The organism is Janibacter terrae, from assembly GCF_039636765.1.
GTDB classification, from domain to species: domain Bacteria; phylum Actinomycetota; class Actinomycetes; order Actinomycetales; family Dermatophilaceae; genus Janibacter; species Janibacter terrae.
The window spans coordinates 3,055,595-3,082,430 of the sequence record NZ_CP144167.1; the positions used below are offsets into that span (position 1 = coordinate 3,055,595).

Genomic DNA, 26,836 nt, shown 5'->3' on the forward strand with positions numbered 1-26,836 from the left:
ACTCTCCCTTCGTGCCCACGCCCACCCCTGCCCCCGAGACCGGCCGCATCGTCGTCCTCGCGGGGCCGAGCGGATCGGGCAAGTCACGGCTCGCCGGTCGCCTCCGGCGCCGGCACGGGTGGCCCGTCGTGCGGCTGGACGACTTCTACAAGGACGCCGACGCCCCGGACCTGCCGCTCAGCGAGGAGCTCGGGATGGTCGACTGGGACCACCCGGCCAGCTGGGACGAGGACGCCGCGGTCGCCTCCCTCCGCCGGCTGCTCACGACGGGCCAGGCATCGATGCCCGTGTACGACATCAGCGTCTCGCGCGCCACCGGCGCGCACACGGTGACCGCCCACGCGCACGACCTCGTCGTCGCCGAGGGCATCTTCGCGGCGGAGGCCATCCCGGCGCTGCGCGCGGCCGGGCTGCTGCACTCCGCGTGGTGCATCCGCCACCACCGGCTCAAGACCTTCGTCCTCCGCCTGGCGCGCGACCTCAGGGAGCGCCGCAAGCCCCCGCTCACGCTCGTCCACCGCGGCCTGGTGCTCATGCGCGAGGAGCCGCGCGTCGTGGCCCGGCACGTCGAGCTGGGCGCGCGCTGCGCCACGCCGTCGCAGGCCGAGCGGCTGCTGGCCGGGCACCGTCCGAGCGGCGCCTGAGGACCCGGCGGTGGCGACGACGTCGTACCTGACGATCGCCCACGACGGCGAGGTCGAGATCGAGGTCAGGCGGTCCCGCTTCCGCTGCACGCTCGAGCGCGTCGAGACGCAGGACGAGGCGCGGGCCGTCGTGGAGCGGCTGCGCAAGCAGCACTGGGACGCCCGGCACCACTGCTCTGCCTTCGTCCTCGGGCCCGAGCGCGGGACCACGCGCTCGTCCGACGACGGCGAACCCTCGGGGACCGCTGGCGCGCCCATGCTCGAGGTGCTCCTCGGTCACGGTGTGTCCGACGTCGTCGCCGTCGTGACCCGCTGGTTCGGTGGTGTGCTTCTCGGCACCGGTGGCCTGGTCCGCGCCTACGGCGACTCCGTGCGCGCCGGGCTGGCGGACGTCGGCACCCTGCGCCGCACGCTGGTCACCGAGCACGAGCTCGTCGTCCCGCACGCCGAGGCCGGCCGGATCGACAACGAGCTGCGCGCCCGGGGAGTCCGCGTGCTCGACGCCCGGTACGCCGCCGAGGTGACGCTGCGGCTCGGCGTCGCCGCCGACGACCGGGACACGCTGCCCCCGCTCGTGGCCGAGCTGACCGCGGGCACCGGCCGGTTGCGCGATGTCGGCTCGCGCTGGGTCGACGGTGGGTCCGACGCCACCGCCTAGGCTTGCGGGCATGACGCGACCCCCCTTCGCCCCCGGCAGCACGCTCACCGTCCAGGACGTCGCCGACCTCATCGACCATGCGCTGCTCAAGCCCGAGCTGACGCCCGACGAGGTCGCCGCCTCGGTCCGCGAGCTCGCCGCGCAGCGCATCTGGAGCGTCTGCGTGCGGCCCAGCGACGTGGCCCTGGCCAGGGAGACCGTCGCCGAGGTCGTCGGCAGCCCGACCCGGGTGTGCACGGTCATCGGCTTCCCCCACGGCACGACGTCGACCGCCGCCAAGGTCGCCGAGTCGCGGCAGGCCCTCGCCGACGGCGCGAGCGAGCTCGACATGGTCCTCAACATCGGCCGGCTGCGGGGCGGGGACGTCACCGCGGTGCGTGACGACATCGCGGCCGTCGTCGAGGTCGGGCACGCGGCCGGCGCGATCGTCAAGGTCATCTTCGAGACCGCGCTGCTGGACGAGCGGGCCAAGATCGACGCGTGCCGGGCGAGCGCCGACGCCGGGGCGGACTTCACCAAGACCGCCACCGGGTTCGCCGGCGGCGGCGCCACCCTCGCCGACGTCGCGCTGATGCGCGCCCACACCCCCGAGCGCATGGAGGTCAAGGCCTCCGGCGGCGTCCGTGACATCGCGACCCTCCTGGCGATGCTCGCCGAGGGCGTCACCCGCATCGGCACCTCGAGCACCGCGGCCCTGCTCGCCGAGGCCGAGCAGCTCGGTCCGGAGAGCCTGGTCGTCCCCGAGCCCGGCCGGACCACCGACGCCGCTCCCAGCGACTCCTACTGATCCCCCTTCCTCCCCGGTGGAGGTGAACGCGCTGACCTTTCGTCCGCGCGTCAGCTTCCATTCGTGAGACGCCGGTGCGCGGTGACGACCTGGGCCATGAAGTCCTCTTCCAGGGTGCGGAGCCCGATCGTGTCGATCCGCAGCACGGTGTCCCCGGCCAACGTCGCGAAGTTGTGCCGCAGGTTGTCGTCGCTCACCGCCAGTCCCCACCGGTGGCCGGCTCCGTCGATCTCGACGACGAGGCCGCAGGCCCATCGCACGTCGAGGTAGATCCGGCCCCTGGGACCGCGCCTGACGGCCTGCCGCTGCGGCTCCGGCAGGCCGTGGATCCGGCAGATCCGGGCGAAGTCGAGCTCGCTCAGGGCCTCGGCCCCACCCGCGATGTCGGCGGCGACGAGCCTGATGAACTTCCGTCGGGTGCGACCGCGCACCTCGCGGGTTGCGACGACGAGCTGGTCCCCCGTGACCAGGCGCTGCTGGACGGGCAGCACCATGATGAGCGCCGCCTGTCGGTCCGAGCGGGCCCAGTGCGCTCCCCTCACGGCTGCCGGCCCTGGTGCCGCGACCGGGAGACCGGTCGCGCTGACATGGCGACGAGGGCGCGTCCGCACCTTGTGGAGCACGACCCCGTCGACGGGGTGGGTCCTCGCGGTGTGCGGCACCGAGACGTGGATGCTCGGCTCGGCGAATCCCTTGAGCCCCCTCTGGTGCAGTGCGCTCACGCCGTCGACCACGGCGATGCCCTCGCCCACATCCCAGACCGCGCGCCAGCGCTGGGCGAGCAGGCTCAGGTCGCCCGTGTGGACCGCGATGGTCCATCGTCCGTGCTCACGCCAGCGACCCGCACGGACGTGGCCGCGCACCTCGTCGCGGTCGATCCCCGCCGCCCGCAGCATCCGCCGGGAGGCGACGCCGTCCTGCGCAGCAGCCGCTGCCACGGCGACCCGGTGCACGGCCCTGATGCGTTCGATCACGGACCCAGCACACCGGCTGGGAGCTCACCGAGGGCGGCGGACCACCGGGCTGTGGGTACCCGCGTCGTGAGCTCGCCCCCTGGGGACGAATCGGTGGAGGTGTACGCGCGGGGGTTTCCCCGGCGCGTACACCTCCACCCGGTCAGGGTCGGGAGCCAGCCGCTGCGTAGCCCGGCTTGATCGTCCCTTCGATGAGCTCCAGCCGCTCGTCGAAGGGGAGGAAGGCCGACTTCATCGCGTTGGTCGTCACCCAGCGCAGGTCCTCGAGCGTCCAGCCCGCCTCGGTGACCAGCGCGGTCATCTCCTTGGTCATCGACGTGTCCGACATCAGCCGGTTGTCGGTGTTGAGGGTGACGCGGTAGCGCAGCAGCGCGAGCAGGGTGATGGGGTGGGCGGCGATCGACGGCGCCGCGCCGGTCTGGACATTGCTGTGCGGGCACATCTCGAGCGGCACCCGGGTGTCCCGGACGAAGGACGCCAATCGCCCGAGCCGCAGCTGCGAGGGGTCCTCCCGCGCGGCCTCGTTGGCGGCGAGGGGGTCGTCGGTGACGGTCGCCCCGCGGAAGCCGATGTCGTCGACGATGCGCACCCCGTGCCCGAGCCGGTCGGCGCCGCACCACTGCAGCGCCTCCCAGATGCTCGGCAGCCCGAAGGCCTCCCCGGCGTGGATCGTGAAGTGCGCGTTCTCGCGGCGCAGGTACTCGAAGGCGTCGAGGTGCCGGCTCGGGGGGTAGCCCGCCTCGGCGCCGGCGATGTCGAAGCCCCCGACCCCGCGGTCGCGGTAGCGCACGGCCAGCTCGGCGATCTCGCGCGACTTGGCCGCGTGGCGCATCGCGGTGAGCAGCCCCCGCACGACGATCGGGTGGCCCTCGGCAGCCGCGGCCTCCTCCCCTTCGCGGAACCCGGCGTCGACCTCCTCGACGACCTCCGTCAGGCTCAACCCGCCCTCGAGGTGCTGCTCGGGGGCGTAGCGCGACTCCGCGTAGACGACCCCGTCGCGGGCCAGGTCGAGGACGCTCTCGCGGGCGACGCGGCGCAGCGCGGGGGCGGTCTGCATGACACCCACGGTGTGCGCGAAGGTCTCGAGGTAGCGCACGAGCGAGCCCGAGTCGGCGCACTCGCGGAACCACCGGGCCAGGCCCTCGACCGTGCGGTCGGACCCGCCCACCGGCAGCTCGTGGCCGACCTCGTCGGCGAGGTCGAGCACGGTCTGCGGCCGCACGCCGCCGTCGAGGTGGTCGTGGAGCACCACCTTGGGCAGCGCCCGGACGGCGGCCTCGTCGAGGCTCATGCCTCGTCCTCGCGGTGCACCGTGCCGGGGCCGAGGGCCGGCGTGCAGATGGCGACGCGACCGACGTGCTCGGCGATGACCTTGCCGCCGGCGACGTCGATGATCGACGGGGAGGTGGTGAGCTCGGGCACGTCAGCGCTCCTCTGCGGTGATGCGGTCCAGCACGATCGGGGACGAAGGGGGTGCCTCCCGCGTGATCCGCCACCCGCCCTCGAGCGCCTGCCGGGCGCGCTCGAAGCGCTCCGGGGTGTCGGTGTGCAGCGTCATGAGCGACTGACCGGCGGTGACGCGGTCCCCCGGGCGGGCGTGCAGCTCCACGCCGGCGCCGGCCTGCACGGGGTCCTCCTTGCGGGCGCGACCGGCACCCAGCCGCCAGGCCGCGACCCCGACGGACATCGCGTCGAGCTCGGCCAGGTGGCCGTCCGCGTCCGCGGTGATCGTCTCGGTCTCGCGGGCGGTGGGGAGCTCGGCGCCGGGGTCGCCGCCCTGCGCGGAGATCATCCGCCGCCACACGTCCATGGCGCGGCCGTCGGCCAGGGCTGCGCGCAGCTCGTCGGTACCGATGTCCTTGCCGGCGGCGCGGGTCATCTCGTCGGCGAGCGCGACGGTGAGGTCGACGACGTCGGCCGGTCCCCCGCCGGAGAGGACCTCGACGGACTCGCGCACCTCGAGGGCGTTGCCGGCGGTCAGTCCGAGCGGCACGGACATGTCGGTGATCAGCGCGACGGTGTCGACCCCCGCGTCGGTGCCGAGGTCGACCATCGTGCGGGCGAGCTCGGTGGCGTCCTCACGGGACTTCATGAAGGCCCCGGACCCGACCTTGACGTCGAGGACGAGCGAGCCGGTGCCCTCGGCGATCTTCTTGCTCATGATCGAGCTGGCGATGAGCGGGATGGCCTCGACGGTCCCCGTGACATCCCGCAGCGCGTAGAGCTTCTTGTCGGCCGGGGCCAGGCCCGCGCCGGCGGCGCAGATGACCGCACCGACGTCCTCGAGCTGGGCGAGCATCTCGGCGTTGGTGAGGTCGGCCCGCCACCCGGGGACGGACTCCAGCTTGTCGAGCGTCCCGCCGGTGTGGCCGAGCCCGCGGCCGGACAGCTGCGGGACGGCGACGTCGAAGACGGCTACGAGCGGCGCCAGGGGCAGCGTGATCTTGTCACCCACGCCGCCGGTCGAGTGCTTGTCCGAGGTGGGGCGGCTCAGGGCGGCGAAGTCCATCCGCTCCCCGCTCGCGATCATGGCCGCGGTCCAGCGCGCGATCTCGGGGCGGGTCATGCCGTTGAGGAGGATCGCCATGGCCAGTGCCGACATCTGCTCGTCGGCGACGACCCCACGGGTGTAGGCGTCGATCACCCAGTCGATCTGCCCGTCCGTGAGCTCTCCCCGGTCACGCTTGGTCCGGATGATGTCGACGACGTCGTGCTGCTCGGTCACGGTGCTCCCTTCGTCAGGTCCTGCGCGCCGAAGGCCTGCGGGAGGATGTCGGCGATCGTCAGCTCCCCCTCGGGGGTCTGGATGCGGCACTGCGGCCCACCGTGCTCCCAGAGGAGCTGTCGGCAGCGGCCGCACGGCATCAGGGTCTCACCGCGTGCGTCGACGCACCACACGGCGACGAGCAGGCCGCCGCCGGTGCGCACGAGGTCGCTCACGAGACCGCACTCGGCGCACAGCCCGACGGCGTACGACGCGTTCTCGACGTTGCAGCCGCTCACCAGCCGCCCGTCGTCGGCGAGGCCGGCGACGCCGACCGGGAAGTGGGAGTAGGGCGCGTACGCCCGCTCCATGGCCTCGACCGCGGTCACCCGCACGCGCTCCCAGTCGGCGTCCGTGACCTCCATGTCAGTGGCCCTCTCCCCTGCGGTAGACCTTGCCGTCGGCCGCGGGCATCCGCAGCCGTTGGCTGGCGAAGGCGAGCACGAGCAGGGTCGTCAGGTGCGGGGCGAAGGGGGTGATCTCGCCAGGGACGGTGTCGCTGAGGGCCCAGTAGACGACGACGACGAGGCCCGCCACGACCGCGAAGGTCCCCTGCACGAACGCCCGGCGGCGCAGGACCTGCCACAGACCGATGCCGAGGAGGACGAGCGCGACGAGGAGCAGCAGCGCGTGCAGCGCGGCGCCGCCGCCGCGCAGCTGGAGCGCGTCCATGTAGCCGAAGAGGCCCGAGCCCATGAGCACGCCACCCGGGCGCCAGTTGCCGAAGATCATCGCGGCGAGACCGATGTAGCCCCGGCCGCCGGTCTGGCCCTCGCGGTAGGCGTCGGAGGCGACCATCGCGAGGAAGCCACCACCGAGCCCGGCGAGGCCGCCCGAGGCGACGACGGCGATGTACTTGTAGAGGTAGACGTTGACACCGAGCGTCTCGGCGGCCACCGGCGACTCACCACAGCTGCGCACCCGCAGGCCGAAGGGGGTGCGCCACAGGACGTACCACGTCCCGGCGATCAGCAGCAGGGCGATGACGGTGAGGGCGGACAGGCCCGTCGTCGCGGCGCGCAGCACGGCGGCCACCTCGGAGACGAAGAACCAGCCCTTGGCCTCGACGGTGGCCAGCGGCTCCGAGATGCCGGGGATCCCCAGCTTCGGCAGCCCGGGCAGCTGCGGCGACTGGACGTCGCTGCCGCCCTCGACCTGGCCGAAGAAGCGCGCCGCGAGGTAGCTCGCGACACCGACGGCGACGATGTTCAGGGCCACACCGGAGACGATGTGGTCGACGCCGAAGGTGACGGTCGCGAGGGCGTGGACCAGGCCACCGAGCGCACCGCAGACGAGCGCACCGAGCACGCCGCCCCACGGACCGGCGTGGATCGCCCCGAAGGCAGCGCCCCACGTGCCGAGGACCATCATCCCCTCGAGCCCGATGTTGATGACGTCGGCCCGCTCCGACCACAGACCACCGAGGCCGGCGAGGGCCAGGGGCATGGCCCAGGCGAGGGCGGCGCTCAGGGTGCCGGACGAGGCGATGTCGCCCTGCCCGGTGACGACGCGGATCGCCGAGAGCACGACGATGAAGCCGGCGAGGGCCAGTGGCCAGAACCAGAAGGGCACCCGGCGAGAGGGCCGGGCGGGCTCGACCTCGGTCTCGGTCCCGACGCTGAGGGTCATGCCGGGGCTCCTTCCGTCGTGGCATCGAGCTGACGGGCGACGTGCCGCTGCTCCATGCGCTGCTCGATGCGGTGGACGACCTCGTAGGCGATGACGACCGCCAGGAGGATGACGCCCTGGATGATGAAGACGAGCGCGGGCGAGACGTCGGCGCGCAGCTGCAGCCCGTCGCTCGCCTTCTCCAGCCACGACCACAGCAAGGCCGCGAAGGCGATGCCGATCGGGTGGTTGCGGCCGAGGAGGGCGACGCCGATGCCGATGAAGCCGACGCCCGACTGGAAGTTCATGCCGTAGCTGTGGTCGGCGCCGAAGAAGCCCGGCATGCCGATGAGGCCGGCGACGGCACCCGAGGCGACCATCGCGACGAGGACCATCCGCGGGACCTTCACGCCGCTCGCGACCGCGGCCGACTCGGACTCACCGGTCGCGCGCACGTCGAAGCCGAAGCGGGTGCGGTTGATGACGAACCAGTAGCCGATGCCGAGGAGGACCGCGAGGAGGAGCAGGGTGTAGACCTTGCCCGTCGCGCCCGGGACGAGCCCGAGTCCCTCGAGCTGGCTCGAGGCCGGGATCTCCTGCGTGCTGCGGGTGTTGCTGCCCTCGGCGCGCTGCCCCCACGAGCGCAGGCCCCACGCGACGAGGCCGCCGGAGATCGCGTTGAGCATGATCGTCGAGATGACCTCGGAGACGCCGCGGCGGACCTTGAGCCAGCCGGCGATACCGGCCCAGAGACCACCGACGAGCATCGCGACGAGCAGGGCCAGGACGATGTTGAGCGGCCCGGGCAGCCAGCCGTTGCCGGCGACGAGCGCCGCGGCGAAGGTGGCGATGCGGTACTGGCCGTCGACGCCGATGTTGAACAGCTTCATCTTGAAGCCGACCGCGACGGCGACGGCGGCGATGTAGTAGGTGATCCCGCTGTTGACGATGTTGACGATGGTGCGGGGCTTGGGCTCGGACAGCAGCGTCGCCCACACCTTGCCGACCGGGTCGCCCACCGCGACGAGCACGAGCGAGGTGACGACGAAGGCCACGACGACGGCGAGCACCGGGGCCGCGAGGGTGAGCGCCAGGCGGCGCGGGTCGAGCTTCATGATGCGTCCTTACCGGCGCCGGTCATCGCGCTGCCGAGCTCCTGGCTGGTCACGGTGTCGGGGTCGAACTCACCGGTGATCCGCCCCCGAAGGATGACCTTGATCGTGTCGGAGAGCCCGATGAGCTCCTCGAGGTCGGCGCTGACGAGCAGCACGGCGAGCCCCTCGCGCCGCGCGTCGCGGACGAGGTCCCAGATGGCGGCCTGCGCGCCGACGTCGACGCCTCGGGTCGGGTGGCTCGCGACGAGCACCTTGGGGTGGTGGCTCATCTCGCGGCCGACGATGAGCTTCTGCTGGTTGCCGCCGGACAGCGAGCCGACGGTCACGTCGATGCCCGGGGTGCGCACGTCGTACTCGCGCACGATCCGCTCGGTGTCCGCCTTCGCGGCCGAAGGGGTGAGCAGACCGCGTCTGGAGGACGGCGCCTCCGTCTGGTGGCCCAGCATGCGGTTCTCCCACAGCGGGGCGTCGAGCAGCAACCCCTGGCGATGGCGGTCCTCCGGGATGTAGCCGACGCCCGCCTCGCGGATGGCGCGCACGTCCCAGTCCGAGATGTCGGTGCCCTCGAGGTGGACGGTGCCGGAGGTCGGCTCGAGCATGCCCATGAGGACCTCGACGAGCTCGGCCTGGCCGTTGCCCTCGACCCCGGCGATGCCCAGGACCTCCCCCGCGTGGATGTCCAGCGTGATGTCCTGCAGCAGGTCGCGACCGTGACCCTGCAGGGTGATCTCCCGCATCGAGAGCACGACCCGGTCGGTGACCGTCGACTCCTCGGTCTGCGGGGTCGGCAGCTCCGAGCCGACCATGAGCTCCGCGAGCTGGCGGGCGGTGACACCGGTCGGGTCGACGGTGTCGACCGTCGTCCCGCGGCGGATCACGGTGACCGCGTCGGCGACGGAGAGCACCTCGTCCAGCTTGTGCGAGATGAACAGGACGGTGATGCCCTCGCGCTTCAGCTCGCGCAGGTTGTCGAAGAGCTCCTCGACCTCCTGGGGCACGAGCACGGCGGTCGGCTCGTCGAGGATGATCGTGCGGGCCCCCCGGTAGAGCACCTTGAGGATCTCGACGCGCTGCCGCGCCCCCACGCCGAGGTCGGCGACGAGGGCGTCGGGGTCGATGTCGAGGCCGTACTCGTCGGAGATGCGGGTGATCTCGGCCCGCGCCCCGCCCCGGATGCCGTGCAGACGCTCGGCGCCGAGGACGACGTTCTCGGTCACCGTGAGGTTGTCCGCGAGCATGAAGTGCTGGAAGACCATGCCCACGCCGTGCTTGATCGCCTCGGACGGGCTCGACATCGTCACGGGTTCGCCGTTGATGCGGATCGTGCCCTCGTCGGGCTTCTGCACCCCGTAGAGCATCTTCATCAGCGTCGACTTGCCGGCGCCGTTCTCCCCGACGATGGCGTGGACGGTGCCGCGGCGGACACCGAAGGTGACGTCGCGGTTGGCGACGACGCCCGGGAACCTCTTGGTGATGCCCTCGACCTCGACGGCCAGGCCGTCACCCCCGGTCACTGGCGCTGGGGTGGTGCTGCTCATGATGCCTCCGGTGGTGGCTCCGACAGGGACGGGGCCCGGCGACGCACTCGGCGCCGACGGACCCCGTCTCGGTCAGGGCGTCACTTGGACGGGACGGAGATCTTCCCGTCGATGATCTGCTGCTCGTAGTCGTCGAGGTCCTTGGTGATGTCGTCGATCTTGCCGCCGGTGGTGGCGTAGGAGACGCCACCCTCCTTGAGGCCGTAGACGATGTTGCCGGACTGCGGCTCGCCGTCGACGCTGGCCTTGATGTAGTCGAAGACCGCCACGTCGACGTTCTTGACCATCGAGGTGATGATGACGTCGCGGACGCTCGCGTCGGCCGTCTTCGCCTGGTCGGAGTCGACGCCGATCGCCATCTTCTTGCTCTCGGACGCAGCCTTGAAGACGCCGGAGCCGGACCCGCCGGCCGCGTGGTAGACGACGTCGGCACCCTTGTCGTACATGCCCTGGGCAGCGGTCTTGCCCTTCGCCGGGTCGGCGAAGCCGGAGCCGTCCTCGGCGAGGTACTTGACCTGGATGTCGATCTTGGGGTCGACGGTCTTCGCGCCGGCCTCGAAGCCCGCCTCGAACTTGTTGATCAGCGGCACGTCCGTGCCACCGATGAAGCCGACCTTGCCGCTCTTGGACTTCATCGCGGCGGCCGCACCGACGAGGAAGGAGCCCTCCTGCTCGGCGAAGGTCAGCTGGGCGACGTTGTCGGCCTTGGACGCGTCGGAGGCGTCGTCGATGACGGCGAAGCTGATGTCCTGGTTGGCCTTGGCCGCGGCACCGATCGCGTTGGCGTAGATGAAGCCGACACCGATGATGTTGGTGCACCCGGCGTCGACGAGCTGGTTGAGGCGGTCCTCGCGGGCCGCGTCGTTCTCGCCCTGGCTGGCCTCGACCTCGTCGATCTCGACGCCGAGCTCGTCCTTGGCCTGGTCCAGGCCCTTGGCGGCGGAGTCGTTGAACGACTGGTCGCCGCGACCACCCACGTCGTAGGCGAGGCAGGCCTTGACGTCGCTGCCGCCGCCCTCGCCGGAGGTGGCGTCACCACCGGAGTCACTCCCACCGCACGCGCTCAGGGCCAGTGCGGCGACGGACATGATCGATGCAGCCTTCACGGTGTGACGCAAGGCGCTCTCCTTCTCGAGCAGGGGTACAGGGCACGCGATGGCGCATGCCGTCCGGGGGATGCTACGTCCGGGTACGCCCCGGGTCACCAGCCGATGCGATCCGTGGGCCAACTGTTATGAGACCGCGACCCCTCGCGCTCCTCCGGCAGGGTTTTCCCTCGCAGGGCAGGACCCTGCCGGACGAAGGGGAGGTCAGTCCGCCTCGACCCGCGTCCACTCCCCCGCCGCGGCGATGGCGAGCAGGGCCGTGCCGTTGCGCACCGCGCCCTCGTCGACGACGAGGTCCCCCTGGTGGAGGTCGAAGGTGCGCCCGCCGTGGGTGCGCGTGCCCAGCCGGGCCATGGCGCCCTCGGCGTCGTGCAGCATCCAGGCGAAGTCCTCACCGCCGAGGCTGTGCGGCGTGGGCACCGGCCGCAGGCCCGCGGCCATGGTCGCGCGACCGAGCGCCGCCACGGCGGGTGCGTCGTTGACGACCGGCGGCACGCCGCGCACGTGGTCGACCGCGGCGTCGACGCCGTAGGGGCGCACGACGTCGTCGATGACCTCGTGGAGCAGGGGGCCGATCTCCTCCCAGAGGTTGACGTCGAGCATCCGCAGGGTGCCCTGGGCGACACCGGTGGAGGGGATGACGTTGATCGCCTCGCCGGCGGAGACCTTGCCCCACACGAGGACGAGACCGGCGCGCGGGTCCACCCTGCGGCTGAGCACCCCCGGCACGTCGGTGATGACCTTCGCCAGGGCGTACGTGAGGTCCTCGGTGAGGAAGGGGCGGGAGGTGTGGCCACCCCGGCCGCGCAGCGTGACCGTCACCTGGTCGGCCGCGGCGGTGAGCGCGCCCTCGCGCAGCCCGATCTCGCCGACGTCGAGTGCCGGGTCGCAGTGCACGGCGTAGACGGTGTCGACGCCCTGCATGACGCCGGCCTGCACGAACTGCAGCGCGCCACCGGGCATGCGCTCCTCGGCCGGCTGGAAGAGCAGGCGGACCGCGACGTGCCGGGCGGCGAGCTCGTCGGCGACCTCGGCGAGGGCCAGGCCCGCGCCGAGCAGGGCCGTCGTGTGCACGTCGTGGCCGCAGGCGTGGCAGACGCCGTCGACGGTCGAGCTCCAGTCGAGACCGGAGCGCTCGCGCACCGGCAGCGCGTCGAGGTCACCGCGCAGGGCGACCCGACGTCGCGGCTCGGGGGCGCCGAGGTCGACCACGAGACCGGTCTCGCCGACCGACCGCGGGGTGAGGCCCGCTGCCTCGAGCCGCGAGCGCAGCCGCTCGCTCGTGCGGTGCTCCTCGAAGGAGAGCTCGGGGTGGGCGTGCAGGTCCCGCCGGAAGTCGATCAGCTCCGGCAGCAGCTGGTCGATGACCCGCAGGAGCGTCGGGGCGAGGGGGGCAGTCATATCGGGTGAACTCTACCGACGGCCGGGCACCCGCCCGTGGAGGCGCTCACACGAGGTCGGTGCGTCCGGCGGCCTTGAGCGCCTCGACGACGAGCTTGACGTCCTGGGCGCGCTCACGACTGGCCACGAGGAGAGCGTCGGAGGTCTCGACGACGACGACGTCCTCGAGCCCGACGACCGCGACCATGCGCCCGGACTCGGAGACCACGAGACCGCCCGAGTCGACCGCCTGGACCTGCGCGGGGTCGCCGACGACGGTCATCGAGCCCTCCCCCTTCGGCAGCAGCCCGGAGAGCGACTTGAAGTCGCCGACGTCGTCCCAGTCGAAGACCCCGGGCACGACCGCGACCCTCCCTTCATCCGCAGCGGGCTCGGCGACCGCGTGGTCGATCGAGATCTTCTCGAGCCCGGCCCAGCGCTCCTCCAGGAGCGAGGGGTCCGCGGCGATCTCGCGCAGGCCGGCGGCGAGGTCGGGGTGCCACCCCGCGAGGAGGTCGAGGAGCGTGCTCGCCCGCACGACGAACATGCCGGCGTTCCACCGGAACTCGCCGGTGGCGAGGTAGGAGGCGGCGCGGCGGGCGTCGGGCTTCTCGACGAACTGGCGCACCCGCGCGGCCGTGGGGTGCGCGCGCAGGCGCGGGCCCATCTGGATGTAGCCGAAACCCGTCGAGGGGAAGGTCGGCTCGATGCCGATCGTCACGAGCAGGTCGTCGCGCTGGGCGACGCCGACGGCCTCGGTGACCGCGGCGGCGAAGGCCTCCTCGTCGCGGATGACGTGGTCGGCGGCGAAGGAGCCGAGGATCGCCTCGGGGTCGCGCAGCTCCAGGACCGCGGCGGCCAGGCCGATCGCGGCCATGGAGTCGCGCGGCGAGGGCTCGGCGATGATCAGGTCCGAAGGGAGGTCCGGCACCTGCTCGGCGACCGCGGCGGCGTGGGCCGCGCCGGTGACGACGAGGACCCGCTCGGGGGCCAGGCAGCGCAGCCGGTCGACGGTCGCCTGGATGAGCGTGCGGCCGCTGCCGGTGAGGTCGTGGAGGAACTTCGGCGAGGCCGCGCGGGAGACGGGCCACAACCGCGTCCCGGCACCACCGGCGGGCACCACCGCCCAGAAGCGCTCGAGGTCGGGTGCCGTCGTCACAGGTCGTCCTCCCCGGTCGGTCCGAAGCGCAGGATCCGCAGCTGCTCGAGCGTCTCCTCCATGAGCACGCGGTTGGTGCGTTGCAGGTCGGCGATGACCAGCAGGGCGTACGAGAAGAGGGCCCCGACGATCAGCGCGGTGCCGAAGATCAACGACTGGACGTGGCCGCCCCCGTCACCCATCGCCGCGAGGACGAGGAAGCGGACGAAGGGGATGAGCCCCAGCAGCAGCAGCGCCGTCCCGAGCAGGCCGAAGAACACGTGCGGCTTGAACATGATGTAGGAGCGGATGATCGCCGACCCGGACTTCGCCATGTGCTGCCAGATGCTGGAGAAGAGCCGCGACTCGCGCGTCTTGTCGTTGGTCACCACGGGGATTGAGGCGATGGACATCCGCTTGTGCCCCGCCTGGATGATCGTCTCCATGCAGTACGAGAAGTCGGTGACGATGTTCAGCCGCATCAGCGACGCCGCGGAGTAGGCGCGGAAGCCGCTCGCGGCGTCCGGGAGGTCCGTGCTCGCCACCTTGTTGACCACGGCCGAGCCGAGCGCCTGCATCTGCCGCTTGAACGGGGAGAAGTGCTTGATGGTCCGGGTCTGCCGGTCCGCGACGACGATGTCGGCCTCGCCCGCGAGGATCGGTTGGACGAGGTCACCGATGCGCTCCTGCGGGTACTGGTTGTCCCCGTCGGTGTTGACGAGGATGTCGGCGCCGTGGCGCAGGGCGAAGTCGGCCCCGTCCCGGAAGGAGCGGGCCAGCCCCAGGGGCCGGGTGTGGCTGAGGACATGGGTGACGCCGAGCTTGCGGGCGACCTCGGCGGTGCGGTCGCTCGATCCGTCGTCGATGACGAGGGTCTCGATGACGTCGACGCCCGGGATCGACGCAGGGATCGTGGCCAGGACGAGGGGGAGCGTGGTCTCCTCGTCGAGGCAGGGGATCTGCACGATCACCTTCATGGGTCAGGGAGCCTTCCGGACTGGTGCTGGGATGAGCCGCGTCTCAGGGTAGTCGGCGCGTGCGACGGGCCGGAGCGACCAACGGGTAACCTGACGCGGTGAACGCTCGGGACCGCCAGGGAATGGCTCAGGAGATGGCCGGGCCCCCGCGCCGGGTGATGGTCACCGGTGGCGCCGGGTTCATCGGCTCGCACATCTGCGAACGGCTGCTGGAGCAGGGCCACGAGGTCCTCGTGGTCGACAACTTCTACTCGAGCACCCGACGCAACCTCACGCACCTGCTCGACCACCCCAGCTTCGAGCTGATGCGGCACGACGTGACCTTCCCGCTCTACGTGGAGGTCGACGAGATCTACCACCTCGCCTGCCCGGCGAGCCCGATCTACTACCAGCGCGACCCCGTGCAGACGACGAAGACGAGCGTCCACGGGTCGATCAACATGCTCGGTCTGGCGAAGCGCACCAAGGCCAAGATCCTCCTGTCCTCGACCTCCGAGGTCTACGGCGACCCGCAGGTCCACCCGCAGACCGAGGACTACTGGGGCAATGTCAACCCCATCGGCATCCGCTCCTGCTACGACGAGGGCAAGCGGTGCGCCGAGACGCTCTTCTTCGACTACCGGCGGCAGCACGACCTGGGCATCAAGGTCGCCCGGATCTTCAACACCTACGGCCCCCGGATGCAGCCCGACGACGGCCGGGTCGTCTCCAACTTCATCGTGCAGGCCCTGTCCGGTGCCCCCATCACCATCTACGGCGACGGCAGCCAGACCCGCTCCTTCTGCTTCGTCGACGACATGGTCGAGGGACTCATGGGCCTGATGGCGACCGACCACGAGGTCACCGGCCCCATCAACATCGGCAACCCCACCGAGTTCACCATGCTCGAGCTCGCCGAGCTCGTGCTCGAGCTGACCGGCAGCTCCTCGTCGATCGAGCACCGTCCCCTCCCCGAGGACGACCCGACCCGACGTCGGCCCGACATCACCCGGGCCACCGAGGTGCTGGGCTGGCACCCCCGCGCCCGGCTGCGCGACGGCCTCCAGCGCACGATCGACTACTTCACGCAGCTGCCGACCCGCTAGGGCGCTGGACGCGGGGCCCCGGATGGTCACCTGATGCTCACCGGACACCCACCGCGAGGTCACCGAAGGGGGGTGGCACCGCACGCAGAGTGGGTCCCGTGCGAGTGGCGATTGCGACCGAGTCCTTCCTGCCCAGCCTCAACGGCGTCACGACGAGTGTCTGCCGCGTGGCCGAGAACCTGCGCGAGCAGGGCCACAAGGCGGTGATCATCGCGCCGGGGCCGGCCCCGGCGACGTACGCGGGCCACGTGGTCCGCGCGCTGCCGGCGGTGCCCGTGCGCGGGTTCCGTGCAGGCCTGCCGACTGCGGCGGTGCGCAGGGCCCTGCGCGACTTCCGCCCCGACGTCGTCCACGTCGCCTCCCCCTTCCTCGTGGGGGCTCGCGGGCTGCAGCAGGCCGAGAGCTTCGACCTGCCCACCGTGGCGATCTACCAGACCGACATGCCGGGCTACGTCCGGCAGCACGGCCCCGGGGCCCTCGGTCGCAGCGCGTCGAACCTGGCCTGGGAGTGGGTGCGCCGCATCCACGAGCGCGCGGACCTCACCCTCGCGCCGAGCCGACCCACCCTGGAGGAGCTGCGTGCCCACCGCATCCCGCGCACGGGTCTGTGGGGTCGCGGCGTCGACACGCGCCTGTTCACGCCGGCGTGGAAGGACGACTCCGAGACGCTCGCGCTCAAGCACGCCCTCGCCCCGAACGGCGAGCTCCTCCTCGGCTACGTCGGCCGGCTGGCCCCCGAGAAGGAGCTCCACCGACTCGTCGAGCTCGCCCAGCTGCCGGGCACCCGCCTGGTGCTGGTCGGCGAGGGCCCGAGCCGCAACGAGCTCGGGGCCCGGCTCGCCGAGGCCGTCGCCGCCAGCTCCGGCCGGCCCAACCTCCCACCGGCATTCCTCGGGCCCCGCACGGGCGCCGACCTCGCGCGCGCCTACGCGGCCTTCGACGTCTTCGTCCACACGGGGACCAAGGAGACCTTCGGGCAGACGCTGCAGGAGGCCGCCGCCGCTGGGCTGCCCGTCGTCGCGCCGGGCGTGGGTGGCCCCCTCGACCTCGTGGCCCACGGCGCGTCCGGCTACCTCTTCGACCCCGACCGCCGCGGCGACCTCGCTCGCTGGGTGGGCGAGCTCGTCGAGTCCCCCGGTCTGCGGGAGCGCATGGCCACGACGGGTCCGGGGATGGTCGCGGAGCGCTCGTGGAGCAGCCTGACCACCCAGCTCGTCGGGCACTACGAGAGTGCGATCGCCGCACGCGCGGCCTGACCCGGCAGGGCTCCCCCACACCGTCATTCGCCCCCTTCGGGCTATGGCGTCCACCCGGTGACCGCTGGCATAGTGATGGTGCAGGCACAGGCCGGGGGCCGGTGCCGCCGGACGTGAGGATGTTCAGATGGACGCACCACGGTGCCGGCTCTGCTCCACCGAGCTACGACACACCTTCGTCGACCTGGGCTCGTCGCCGCCCTGCGAGAGCTTCCTGCGGGCCGACCAGCTGGACCAGGGCGAGGTCTTCTACCCGCTCCACGTGCGGATCTGCTCGGAGTGCCTCCTCGTGCAGCTGCCGGCCTACATCCCGGCCGAGGAGATCTTCAGCGACTACGCCTACTTCTCCTCCTACTCCGACTCGTGGGTGCAGCACGCGAAGGAGTTCGTCGACGGCGCCGTCTCCCGGCTCGGCCTCGGCAGCGACGGCTTCGTGGTCGAGGTCGCGAGCAACGACGGCTACCTGCTGCAGCACGTCGTCGCGCGGGGGCTGCGCGCCCTCGGGGTGGAGCCCGCGGCGAACATCGCCGAGGTGGCCCGCGGCAAGGGCATCCCCACCGAGACCACCTTCCTCGGGGAGGAGACGGGGGCCGCAATCGCCAAGGAGCACGGCCGCGCCGACCTGGTCGTCGCGAACAACGTCTTCGCCCACGTCCCCGACATCGTCGACTTCAGCACGGGGCTGCGTCGGCTGGTGGCCGACGACGGCGTCGTGAGCATCGAGATCCCCCACCTCCAACGCCTCATCGAGGGCAACGAGTACGACACGATCTACCACGAGCACTACTCCTACCTCAGCCTGCTCACCACCCAGCGGGTGCTCGCGGCCGCGGGCCTGACGGTGGTCGACGTCGAGGAGCTGTCCACCCACGGCGGCTCCCTGCGCACGTGGTCCAGACCCACGGAGTCTGCAGGTGACCCGAGCGATGCCGTCGCCCGCGTGCTCGCGGCCGAGGAGGCCGCCGGGCTGCACACCCTTCAGGGCCACGACGGGTTCGCGGACTCCGTGGCGACCGTGCGCAACGACCTGCTCGAGTTCCTCATCCGCTGCTCGCGCGAGGGCCTGACCGTGGCCGGCTACGGGGCACCGGGCAAGGGCAACACGCTGCTCAACCACTGCGGGATCCGCCGCGACCTGATGGCCTTCACCGTCGACCGCAACCCGCACAAGCACGGGCTCTTCCTGCCCGGCACGCACATCCCGATCCGCCCGCCGGAGGCCCTCGACGACGAGGCACCCGACGTCGTGCTCATCATGCCGTGGAACCTGCGCACGGAGATCGCCGCCCAGCTGCAGCCCTTGCGCGACCGGGGCACCCGCCTCGTCGTCGCCCTGCCCCACCTCGAGCAACTGTGACGGCCGCCGGCCGTCCGGGAGGGAGCCAACCGTGAAGGTCGTCCTCTTCTGCGGTGGTCTCGGCATGCGCATGCGTGCCGACAACCAGTCGCTGCCCAAGCCGATGATGCCCATCGGGCCACGTCCGGTGCTGTGGCACGTCATGCGCTACTACGCCCACTTCGGCCACACCGAGTTCATCCTCTGCCTCGGGCACGGGGCGGAGGCGGTCAAGGAGTACTTCCTCGACTACCGGGAGACCGCGTCCAACGACTTCGTCATGACGAAGGGGGGCGAGGAGATCGAGATGCTCGGCACCGACATCAGCGAGTGGACGATCACCTTCGTGGACACCGGGCTCAGCACCGCGATCGGTGAGCGCCTGCGCCGCGTGCGTCCGCACCTGGGGGACGACGAGATCTTCCTGGCCAACTACGGCGACGTCCTCACCGATGCGCCGATGAACGAGCTCATCGAGGAGTTCCGGGGCACCGACGCCGTGGGCCAGATGCTCGCGGTGAGGCCGCAGGAGTCCTTCCACGTCATCGAGATGGACGACGAGGGGATCGTGAGCGGTCTAACCCCCGTCGCGGACATGCCCTTCCCGATCAACGGCGGCTACTTCTGCCTGCGGCAGGGGATCTTCGACTACCTCCACGAGGGCGAGGACCTCGTCATGGACGCGTGCGTGCGCGCGGCCGCCGACGGCCGGATGCGAGCCGTCCGGTACGACGGGTTCTGGGCGCCGATGGACACCCTCAAGGAGCGCACCGCGCTGCAGGAGCAGTACCGGCAGGGCACCAGCCCCTGGGCCGTCTGGCGCCCCGACCCCACCCCCGACCCGATCCCCGCGTCGCTCACTCCTGCCGTCGTCATGCCATGACGGCTCGCCGGGGGGCGGCAGGTCGCGACAGAGGTGGGAGGGCCTCATGATCACCCTGCATCCGGGGAGCAGCCCGCTGACCGTGCTGGCCCTGGGGGCCCACCCCGACGACATCGAGATCGGTTGCGGTGGCACGTTGCTCGCCCTGACCGAGCGGGCCGGGACGAGCGTGCACGGCCTCGTGCTCACCGGCACCCCGGCGCGCCGGGCCGAGGCCGGGACCGCGCTCCCCGCCTTCTTCCCCGGGGCGAGCCTGGACGTCCTGGACCTCCCCGACGGGCACCTGCCGAGCCACTGGGGAGCGGTCAAGGAGGCCCTGGAGGACCTGGCGGGCCGGGTCCGTCCCGACGTCGTCCTCGCGCCCCGGGCGGACGACGCGCACCAGGACCACCGCCTGGTGGGTCGGCTCGTGCAGACCGTGTGGCGGGACTCCCTCGTGCTCCACTACGAGATCCCGAAGTGGGACGGTGACCTCCTCCCCCCTTCGCACTACGTCCCGCTGACACCGGAGCAGGCACGGCGCAAGGTGGAGCTGCTCGACGCGGCCTACCCGAGCCAGCAGGCCAGGGACTGGTGGGACGAGGAGCTCTTCCTCGGGCTCATGCGGTTGCGCGGCGTCGAGTGCCGAGCCCGGTACGCCGAGGCCTTCCACGTCGGCAAGGTCGTGCTCGACTGGTCATCGGAGGCGACATGACGAGCTTCACCCGGTCCGACGCCGCGCAGGCGCGGTTGCACGAGCTCGTCCCGGGCGGTGCCCACACGTATGCCCGCGGGTCGGACCAGTACCCGGAGGGGATGGCCCCCGTCATCCGCCGAGGCCGCGGGGCGCGGGTCGAGGACCTCGACGGCAACACCTTCGTCGAGTACGGGATGGGCCTGCGCTCGGTGACCCTCGGGCACGCCCACCCCGCGGTCGTCGAGGCCGTGACGCAGGCCGTCGCCGAGGGAACGAGCTTCAGCCGGCCGACCCATCTCGAGCTCGCCGCCGCCGAGGACTTCCTCGAGCGGGTCCCCGGGGCGGACATGGTCAAGTTCACCAAGAACGGCTCCGACGCCACGACCGCCGCCGTCAAGGTGGCGCGCGCGGCGACGGGCCGCCCCCTCGCCGCCATCTGCCGCTCGCACCCCTTCTTCTCCACGGACGACTGGTTCATCGGGACGACAGAGATGAACGCGGGCATCCTGCCGCAGCACCTCACGACGACCGTCGGCTTCGACTACAACGACCTCGGCTCGGTCCGTGACCTGCTGGCGGCCCACCCGGGCGAGATCGCCTGCTTCGTCCTCGAGGCGGCGACCGCCCTCGCGGAGCCGGAGCCCGGCTTCCTCGAGGGCCTGCGCGACCTGGCCGACCAGCACGGGATCGTCCTGGTCCTCGACGAGATGATCACCGGCATGCGCTGGTCGTCCGGCGGGGCGCAGGCGGTGTACGGCGTCACGCCCGACCTGTCGACCTGGGGCAAGGCGCTCGGCAACGGGGTAGCCGTCTCGGCGCTCGCGGGGCGGCGCAGCCTGCTCGAGCTCGGCGGGCTGAGCACCGACCGCCCGCGCGTCTTCCTCCTGTCGACGACCCACGGTCCCGAGACCATCGGGCTCGCAGCCAGCCTCGCCGTCTCCCGGGTCTACCGCGAGGAGGACGTCGTCGGGACGATGGAGCGCCAGGGCACCCGCCTCGCCGAGGAGGTCAACGCCGCGAGCCGCGAGCTCGGGCTGCAGGACCATGTCGCCGTCATCGGTCGTCCCTCGTGCGCCGTCTTCACGACGAAGGACCACCTCGGCCGGCCCTCCCAGGCCTTCCGCACCCTCTTCCTCCAGGAGCTCCTGCAGCGCGGCGTCCTCGGGCAGTCCTTCGTCATCTCCGCCGCCCACACCGACGAGGACCTCGACCTGACGGTGGATGCGGTCCGCGGTGCCCTGCCCGTCTACGCCCGGGCCCTCGAGCAGGGTGGGGTGGAGGGACTGCTCCGTGGTCGTCCGGTCGCGCCGGCCCTGCGCAGCCTCGCCGAACCCCGCCGGCTGGAGGTGCGTCGATGACCGCACCGACCGCCCTGGCCGGCGACCGCCCGGCTCAGCGGCTGGTGAGCTCGAGCAGCCAGTCACCGTCCCCGTCGGCGTTGGCACCGGGGGTCCGGTACGTGGCCCGCACCGGTACGGACCGCCTGCTGCCGGTCGAGGGGTCCACCCAGGCGGCGCGCACGGAGCCCGCCAGCCGCGAGTCGTCGATGGTGAACGTGCGGGCGGTCGGGACGTAGACGAGCCCGCTCGACCCGTCGGGCGCGAGGGCTGCCGTAGCCAGGTCGCTGTCGAGCACGTCCGTCGTGCCGTCGTCCTCCGTGATGGCCTGCCCCCGGCCCGAGGTGATGAAGTCGCCCTCGGTGTCCGGCTCCCAGGTCCACCACGGCAACCCCTCGACGACGTCGCGCACGTGCCCGACGTCCGCCAGACCGGGTGCGTGGAGCCGGTCCTGCCACCCACTGCGGAACTCCCAGTCGTCGGAGCCGTAGAAGTCCGCCACCGCGCCGCTCGTGAGCGCCCACGCCGTCTGGCGGCGCAGGGTCTCGGGCGTGGTCGGCTGGTTGCCCTGGAGGTTCTCCCGCTCGTAGTTGCCCTCCCCGAAGACCACCGGGCGGGCCGGGTCCGCCGCGCGGGCCCGGCGGACGAGCCGGTAGGTCGGCGAGTACGTGTAGGCGAAGTTGAAGCTGATGCGGTGGCGCCAGAAGGGGTCGTCGCTCGAGGCCATCGGCTGGCCCCCACTCACCTGGATCGTGCGGGGCCGGGTGTCGCCGGATCGACGGATGCCGTCGAGCACCGCGTCCAGGCAGCGGTCGACCTCCGTCCCGCTCTCGGAGGCCCGGTCCGGCAGGTAGTCGCCTCCGACGGACCACATGATGTTGGGCAGGTCCGCGAAGAACTCCCCCACCTTGCGGCCGTAGGCCCGGCACGCGCCGACCTCGGTCGGGACGAGCCCGCTGTCGACGACCCAGGAGTCCACCGGGTACAGGACGAGCGTGATGCCGTGCTGCTGCGCCATCCGGACGTAGGCATGCATCCTGCGCCAGTAGGCGGGGTTCCAGTCGGTGATGCCCCCGTCACGGAAGGGTCGGACACCGTCGTGCGTCGCGCCGTCGTCGCTCGGGCCACCGTTGCCCACGGAGCCGAGCACCGAGACGATCATCGCGTTGACCCCCCGGGACTGCCGGTCGGCGAAGTAGCGCCTCGCCTGGTCGGCCGACAGGTCCGTCATGAGCGACCACGGGGAGTCCCCCCGCACCAAGAGGGGTCGACCGTGCTGGTCGACGAAGTACCTGCCGGATGGGGCGACCGCGGTGACGAGGGGGACGTACTCTCGCACCGGCGGCTTGGACGGCTCGGCCGGCTCGGGCCGCATGGACAGCTCGGACGGCACCGGACCCGCGGTGACCTCGCGCGAGACATCACCCCGCACGACGCCGACGGTCCACATCCCGAGGGCGAGCACCACGGCCAACGCTGTCACGGCGAGAACCCGACGACCCACCTTGTGAAGGCTACCCCTCGAGAACGGCCTGTGAGACGATCGCCGTGCCGGTCGGTACCCGCGCCGACCCTCGGGGTGGAGGGCACATGCGCGTACTCGTCAACGGCGACCGGGGCTACATCGGAGCGGTCCTCGTGCCGATCCTCCAGGAGGCAGGGCACGAGGTCGTCGGCCTCGACGCGGGGTGGTACGACGGGTGTGACTTCGGTCCGCAGCCGACCGGGTACACCTCCCGCACCGGGGACGTCCGGGACGTGGGCGTGGAGGACCTCACGGGTTTCGACGCGGTCGTCCACCTCGCCGCGATCTCCAACGACCCGATCGGCCACCTCAACCCCGAGGCCACCTACTCGGTCAACGCCGACGCGGTCGGCCACATCGGCGCGGTGGCCAAGGCCGCGGGGGTCCCGCGCTTCCTCTTCTCCTCCTCGTGCTCGCTCTACGGTGCCGGCGGCAGCTCGCTCAAGGCGGAGGACAGCGAGTTCAACCCCGTGACGCCCTACGGGGAGAGCAAGGTCCGCGCCGAGGCGCTCCTCGCCCGGCTCGCCGACGACGACTTCAGTCCGACGTACCTGCGCAATGCCACGGCCTACGGCTCCTCCCCCCGGCTGCGCGCCGACATCGTCGTCAACAACCTCACCGGCACGGCACTGACCCGCGGCGAGGTGCGGCTGCAGAGCGACGGCAGCCCCTGGCGACCGCTCGTGCACGTGCGCGACATCTCCATGGCCTTCCTCGCAGCGCTCGAGGCCCCGCGCGAGACCGTGCACGACCAGGCCTTCAACGTCGGCCGCGACGAGGACGTCGTCCAGATCCGCGACATCGCGACCGCGGTGGCCGAGCACACCGGCGCGCCCGTGACCTTCGCCGAGGGAGCCGGACCCGACGCCCGCGACTACCGGGTCGACTTCCGCAAGATCGGCGACCTCCTGCCCGCCTTCACCCCGGAGTGGACGATCGACCGGGGCATCGTCGAGCTCGCCGAGGACATGGAGCGCATCGGCCTGACGAGCGAGGAGTTCGAGGGTCCCCGCTACGTCCGGCTGCGTCGCATCGAGGAGCTCACGGAGCAGGGTCGCCTCGACGCGCTGCTCCACGTGCGGGGCTGACGGTGCCGGGCACGCAGGACGCCGACGGGGCGCTGGGAGCCGTCCTGCTGGAGCGGGTCGCCCGCCTGCGGCCCCACCTGCGCAGCCTCACCGGCGACGGGGTCCGGGGCACGCTCGACGTCATCGCCGAGGACCTGCCCATCGAGCGGCACGCGGTCCCCTCGGGCAGCCGGGCCTGCGACTGGGTCGTGCCCGAGGAGTGGAACGTCACGGCGGCCCACATCACCCACGCGGACGGCCGCCGCGTCGTCGACCTCGCCGACCACGACCTGCACCTCGTCGGGTACAGCGTGCCCGTGCACGAGCGCATGGACCTCGCGGCGCTGCGCCCCCACCTGCACACGCTCCCGGAGCACCCCGACTGGATCCCCTACCGGACGAGCTACTACCACCGCGACTGGGGCTTCTGCCTCACCCAACGCGTGCTCGACGGTCTCGACGAGGGGCCCTACGACGTCGTCGTCGACAGCCGGCTCGGCCCCGGGGAGCTGACCTGGGGCGAGCTCGTCGTCCCCGGCGACACCGACGACGAGGTGCTCGTCAGCAGCCACCTGTGCCACCCGGCCATGGCCAACGACAACCTCAGCGGGCTCGCCACCGCGATCGAGCTCGCCCGCCACGTGTCCGCCCTCCCGGCGCGGCGCCTGACCTACCGGTTCGTCTTCGCTCCCGGCACGATCGGCTCCCTCGTGTGGTTGGAGCACCGCGAGGCCGTGCTGCCCCGGGTGCGGCACGGCCTCGTCCTCACCGGACTCGGCGGGCCGGGACCGCTCGTCTACAAGCGCAGCCGCCACGGTGACCGCGCGATCGACCGCGCCGCCGCCCACGTCGTCACCCGCCGGCACGGTGAGATCCGGGACTACGCACCGTGGGGCTACGACGAGCGGCAGTACAACTCGCTCGGCTTCGACCTGCCCGTCGGGCGGCTGACCCGGACGCCGCACGGTGAGTACCCGGAGTACCACACCTCGGCCGACGACCTGTCGCTCATCTCGGGTGGGCGGCTCGCCGAGTCCGTGCGCGCGCTGACCGAGATCGTGGCCGTGCTCGAGCACGACGGGTTCCACCGCAACCTCCTCCCCCGCGGCGAGCCCCAGCTCGGCCGCCGCGGCCTCTACCCGACGACGGGCGGCCGCTCCGCCGACGACGCGGTCATGGCGATGCTGTGGGTGCTCGCGCTGGCCGACGGCCAGACCTCGCTGCTGGACATCGCCGAGCGGGCGGGCACCGACTTCGGGGCCGTCCACGCCGCCGCCCAGCGGCTCCTGGCGGCCGACGTCCTCGAGCCCGTCGCACGCGACGCCGACGCCTGAGCCGACCGCGGGGAGACCCGGTCAGCGCGGCGCGGGGGCGATCGTCGCCAGCCGTCCCTCCAGCTGCTCCAGCAGCGGCGCGTCGAGGTCCTTGGCCGAGGCCAGGGTCACGGGCAGCGGCCACGGGATGTCGAGCCGGGGGTCGCGGAAGGAGATCGTCAGGTCCTCGGACGGGTCGTGCTCACGGTCGATCCGGTACGTGATGTCCGCCGGCTCGGTGAGTGCCTGGAACCCGTGGGCACACCCCGCCGGGATGTACACCGAGCGTGGCGTCTCGTCGTCGAGGTCGAAGGAGAGCCAGGTCAGGTACGTCGGCGAGCCGGGTCGCAGGTCGACGACGACGTCGAAGATGGCGCCCCGCGAGCAGCGGACCAGCTTCGCCTCGCCGGCCCCGGTCCGCACGTGCAGGCCCCGCACGACCCCCTGCCGCGACCGGGAGACGGAGTCCTGGACGAACCCGTGCGGGTCGATGCCGGCCGAGGCCACGACCTCGGCGTCGAAGGTGCGGGAGAAGAACCCGCGGTCGTCCCGGTACGGGGTGGGCGTGAGGACCAGGACCCCGGGGAGCGACGTGTGCGTGACGTCCATGGGCACGAGTATGCCGCCCGCGCCCCAGTAGTTGATTGTCGCGACAAGCACAGACACAATGAGCCCATGGACCCGCGCTGGCTCGACGACGACGAGATGACCGCCTGGCTCCGGCTCATCGCGCTCGCGGAGCTGCTGCCGGCCCGCCTGGACGCCCAGCTGCGGCGTGACGCGCAGCTGACGCACTTCGAGTACCAGGTGCTCGCCATGCTCTCCGAGGCCCCCGAGCGGACCCTGCGGATGTCCTGGCTGGCCCAGCGCACCCAGGCGACGCTGCCGCGGCTCTCGCACGTTGTGCGCCGTCTGGAGGACCGCGGTCTCGTGCGTCGTCAGCCGAGCGCCACCGACGCGCGCGCCAACGACGCGAGCCTCACCGACCTCGGGTGGCAGACGATCGTCGATGCCGCACCCGGCCACGTCTCCCTCGTGCGCGAGGAGGTCTTCGACGCGCTGACCCCCGAGCAGGTCGGGCAGCTGGCCGACGTCGCGACGGCGATCCTGGAGCGGCTCGACCCGGAGGGTCACCTCACGATGAAGGCTGCAGACGCGTCCCGCTGAGCCGGAAGCCCTGCATCGGGCGCCACACGCCGTCCGCCCCGTGCTGGTACAGGTGGATCTCGCCCACCTCGAACCGGGCGTCGAAGCCCGCGAGCCCGTCGAAGGCCTGGTCGAGGGCGCTCTCGTCGACGTGGTGCGCGATCGTCACGTGGGGGTGGTAGGGGAACTCGAGGTCACGGGTCACCGGCCCCCGGCGCACCGCCTGCTCGAGTCGTTCGCACATCGGGATCCCCTGGGAGACCTGGACGAAGACGACCGGGCTCACCGGGCGGAAGGTGCCGGTCCCCCGCAGCCGGACGGTGAAGGGGCCGTGGGCCCGCACGACCGCCTGGAGGTGCCGGGTGAAGTCGGGCAGCTCGCTCGCCGAGATCTCCGTCGGCGGCATCAGGGTGATGTGCGGCGGGATGGCCCGCGCCATGGGGTCACCGACGTCCTCGCGATGCTGCTGCAGCTGGGAGCCCCAGGGCTCCGGCACGGCGATGGAGACCCCGTGGACGGCCAC

The 26,836-nt window shown here is 72.1% G+C and carries 27 protein-coding genes; 12 read left to right on the top strand and 15 right to left on the bottom strand.

All coding sequences use genetic code 11. The features are described 5' to 3' along the window. Window positions 1-11: 11 nt before the first annotated feature. Genes V3C34_RS15210 through deoC form a run of 3 tightly spaced genes read left to right on the top strand, consistent with a single transcriptional unit; the run spans window position 12 to window position 2,089 of the window. Window positions 12-644 (top strand): ATP-binding protein, encoded by a 633-nt coding sequence (locus V3C34_RS15210; protein ID WP_346007558.1) that lies wholly within the window; start codon window positions 12-14, stop codon window positions 642-644. A 10-nt stretch (window positions 645-654) separates the two neighbouring features. After that, a complete protein-coding gene (locus V3C34_RS15215) occupies window positions 655-1,302 on the top strand; it encodes a YigZ family protein (protein ID WP_346007559.1) in 648 nt (215 codons plus the stop codon). A gap of 10 nt (window positions 1,303-1,312) precedes the next feature. Then, window positions 1,313-2,089, top strand: coding sequence for a deoxyribose-phosphate aldolase (gene deoC, locus V3C34_RS15220; RefSeq protein ID WP_346007560.1), 777 nt, complete (start codon window positions 1,313-1,315; stop codon window positions 2,087-2,089). Between the two features lie 50 nt (window positions 2,090-2,139). On the opposite strand, the gene V3C34_RS15225 is transcribed toward deoC, so the two are convergent. From V3C34_RS15225 to V3C34_RS15280, 12 genes are all read right to left on the bottom strand, one after another. After that, window positions 2,140-3,063: a hypothetical protein gene (locus tag V3C34_RS15225; protein ID WP_346007561.1), complete on the bottom strand. Its 924-nt coding sequence runs from the start codon at window positions 3,061-3,063 to the stop codon at window positions 2,140-2,142. 142 nt (window positions 3,064-3,205) lie between these two features. Continuing rightward, window positions 3,206-4,354, bottom strand: a complete 1,149-nt coding sequence (locus tag V3C34_RS15230; protein ID WP_346007562.1) for an adenosine deaminase — start codon at window positions 4,352-4,354, stop codon at window positions 3,206-3,208. After that, complete coding sequence (locus V3C34_RS15235) at window positions 4,351-4,485, bottom strand: hypothetical protein (RefSeq protein WP_346007563.1); 135 nt, start codon at window positions 4,483-4,485, stop codon at window positions 4,351-4,353. The genes V3C34_RS15230 and V3C34_RS15235 overlap by 4 nt, the downstream gene beginning before the upstream one ends. A gap of 1 nt (window position 4,486) precedes the next feature. After that, complete coding sequence (locus V3C34_RS15240; RefSeq protein ID WP_346007564.1) at window positions 4,487-5,788, bottom strand: thymidine phosphorylase; 1,302 nt, start codon at window positions 5,786-5,788, stop codon at window positions 4,487-4,489. Next, on the bottom strand, window positions 5,785-6,192 hold the full coding sequence (locus V3C34_RS15245) for a cytidine deaminase (protein ID WP_068321954.1): 408 nt from the start codon (window positions 6,190-6,192) through the stop codon (window positions 5,785-5,787). The genes V3C34_RS15240 and V3C34_RS15245 overlap by 4 nt, the downstream gene beginning before the upstream one ends. Before the next feature lies 1 nt (window position 6,193). Beyond that, entirely contained in the window at window positions 6,194-7,456 is a 1,263-nt protein-coding gene (locus V3C34_RS15250; RefSeq protein ID WP_346007565.1) for an ABC transporter permease, read from the bottom strand. Further along, complete coding sequence (locus V3C34_RS15255) at window positions 7,453-8,550, bottom strand: ABC transporter permease (RefSeq protein ID WP_346007566.1); 1,098 nt, start codon at window positions 8,548-8,550, stop codon at window positions 7,453-7,455. Before V3C34_RS15255 ends, V3C34_RS15250 begins: the two co-directional genes overlap by 4 nt. Then, complete coding sequence (locus V3C34_RS15260; protein ID WP_346007567.1) at window positions 8,547-10,088, bottom strand: ABC transporter ATP-binding protein; 1,542 nt, start codon at window positions 10,086-10,088, stop codon at window positions 8,547-8,549. The genes V3C34_RS15255 and V3C34_RS15260 overlap by 4 nt, the downstream gene beginning before the upstream one ends. Before the next feature lie 80 nt (window positions 10,089-10,168). Continuing rightward, complete coding sequence (locus tag V3C34_RS15265; protein ID WP_346007568.1) at window positions 10,169-11,206, bottom strand: BMP family ABC transporter substrate-binding protein; 1,038 nt, start codon at window positions 11,204-11,206, stop codon at window positions 10,169-10,171. Window positions 11,207-11,398: 192 nt separating this feature from the next. Beyond that, the gene (locus tag V3C34_RS15270) at window positions 11,399-12,595 is read right to left on the bottom strand and encodes an amidohydrolase (RefSeq protein ID WP_068321941.1); all 1,197 of its coding nucleotides are present in this window, start codon (window positions 12,593-12,595) and stop codon (window positions 11,399-11,401) included. Between the two features lie 46 nt (window positions 12,596-12,641). Beyond that, window positions 12,642-13,733: a mannose-1-phosphate guanylyltransferase gene (locus tag V3C34_RS15275; protein ID WP_338537738.1), complete on the bottom strand. Its 1,092-nt coding sequence runs from the start codon at window positions 13,731-13,733 to the stop codon at window positions 12,642-12,644. Further along, on the bottom strand, window positions 13,730-14,677 hold the full coding sequence (locus V3C34_RS15280; protein ID WP_345912781.1) for a glycosyltransferase family 2 protein: 948 nt from the start codon (window positions 14,675-14,677) through the stop codon (window positions 13,730-13,732). Before V3C34_RS15280 ends, V3C34_RS15275 begins: the two co-directional genes overlap by 4 nt. A 110-nt stretch (window positions 14,678-14,787) precedes the next feature. Between V3C34_RS15280 and V3C34_RS15285 the strand changes: the two genes are divergently transcribed. The 6 genes from V3C34_RS15285 to V3C34_RS15310 all read left to right on the top strand — a co-directional run bounded on the left by V3C34_RS15285 (window position 14,788) and on the right by V3C34_RS15310 (window position 21,283). After that, window positions 14,788-15,774 (top strand): UDP-glucuronic acid decarboxylase family protein, encoded by a 987-nt coding sequence (locus V3C34_RS15285; protein WP_245634765.1) that lies wholly within the window; start codon window positions 14,788-14,790, stop codon window positions 15,772-15,774. 98 nt (window positions 15,775-15,872) lie between these two features. Next, on the top strand, window positions 15,873-17,030 hold the full coding sequence (locus tag V3C34_RS15290; RefSeq protein ID WP_346007569.1) for a glycosyltransferase family 1 protein: 1,158 nt from the start codon (window positions 15,873-15,875) through the stop codon (window positions 17,028-17,030). Window positions 17,031-17,157: 127 nt separating this feature from the next. Beyond that, entirely contained in the window at window positions 17,158-18,387 is a 1,230-nt protein-coding gene (locus V3C34_RS15295; RefSeq protein WP_346007570.1) for a class I SAM-dependent methyltransferase, read from the top strand. 31 nt (window positions 18,388-18,418) lie between these two features. After that, a complete protein-coding gene (locus V3C34_RS15300) occupies window positions 18,419-19,249 on the top strand; it encodes a sugar phosphate nucleotidyltransferase (RefSeq protein ID WP_346007571.1) in 831 nt (276 codons plus the stop codon). A 46-nt stretch (window positions 19,250-19,295) separates the two neighbouring features. After that, the gene (locus V3C34_RS15305; protein ID WP_068321924.1) at window positions 19,296-19,943 is read left to right on the top strand and encodes a PIG-L deacetylase family protein; all 648 of its coding nucleotides are present in this window, start codon (window positions 19,296-19,298) and stop codon (window positions 19,941-19,943) included. Further along, the gene (locus V3C34_RS15310) at window positions 19,940-21,283 is read left to right on the top strand and encodes a glutamate-1-semialdehyde 2,1-aminomutase (protein WP_068321921.1); all 1,344 of its coding nucleotides are present in this window, start codon (window positions 19,940-19,942) and stop codon (window positions 21,281-21,283) included. The genes V3C34_RS15305 and V3C34_RS15310 overlap by 4 nt, the downstream gene beginning before the upstream one ends. A 34-nt stretch (window positions 21,284-21,317) precedes the next feature. On the opposite strand, the gene V3C34_RS15315 is transcribed toward V3C34_RS15310, so the two are convergent. Then, window positions 21,318-22,766: a DUF4038 domain-containing protein gene (locus V3C34_RS15315; RefSeq protein WP_346007572.1), complete on the bottom strand. Its 1,449-nt coding sequence runs from the start codon at window positions 22,764-22,766 to the stop codon at window positions 21,318-21,320. Between the two features lie 86 nt (window positions 22,767-22,852). Between V3C34_RS15315 and V3C34_RS15320 the strand changes: the two genes are divergently transcribed. After that, window positions 22,853-23,875 (top strand): SDR family oxidoreductase, encoded by a 1,023-nt coding sequence (locus V3C34_RS15320; protein ID WP_338537730.1) that lies wholly within the window; start codon window positions 22,853-22,855, stop codon window positions 23,873-23,875. 2 nt (window positions 23,876-23,877) lie between these two features. Further along, window positions 23,878-25,188, top strand: a complete 1,311-nt coding sequence (locus V3C34_RS15325) for a DUF4910 domain-containing protein (RefSeq protein ID WP_068321912.1) — start codon at window positions 23,878-23,880, stop codon at window positions 25,186-25,188. Window positions 25,189-25,209: 21 nt separating this feature from the next. On the opposite strand, the gene rfbC is transcribed toward V3C34_RS15325, so the two are convergent. Next, window positions 25,210-25,776 (bottom strand): dTDP-4-dehydrorhamnose 3,5-epimerase, encoded by a 567-nt coding sequence (gene rfbC, locus V3C34_RS15330; protein WP_068321909.1) that lies wholly within the window; start codon window positions 25,774-25,776, stop codon window positions 25,210-25,212. 66 nt (window positions 25,777-25,842) lie between these two features. Between rfbC and V3C34_RS15335 the strand changes: the two genes are divergently transcribed. Further along, complete coding sequence (locus tag V3C34_RS15335) at window positions 25,843-26,334, top strand: MarR family winged helix-turn-helix transcriptional regulator (protein WP_346007573.1); 492 nt, start codon at window positions 25,843-25,845, stop codon at window positions 26,332-26,334. On the opposite strand, the gene V3C34_RS15340 is transcribed toward V3C34_RS15335, so the two are convergent. Further along, complete coding sequence (locus tag V3C34_RS15340; protein ID WP_068321904.1) at window positions 26,303-26,836, bottom strand: 2'-5' RNA ligase family protein; 534 nt, start codon at window positions 26,834-26,836, stop codon at window positions 26,303-26,305. The genes V3C34_RS15335 and V3C34_RS15340 overlap by 32 nt on opposite strands.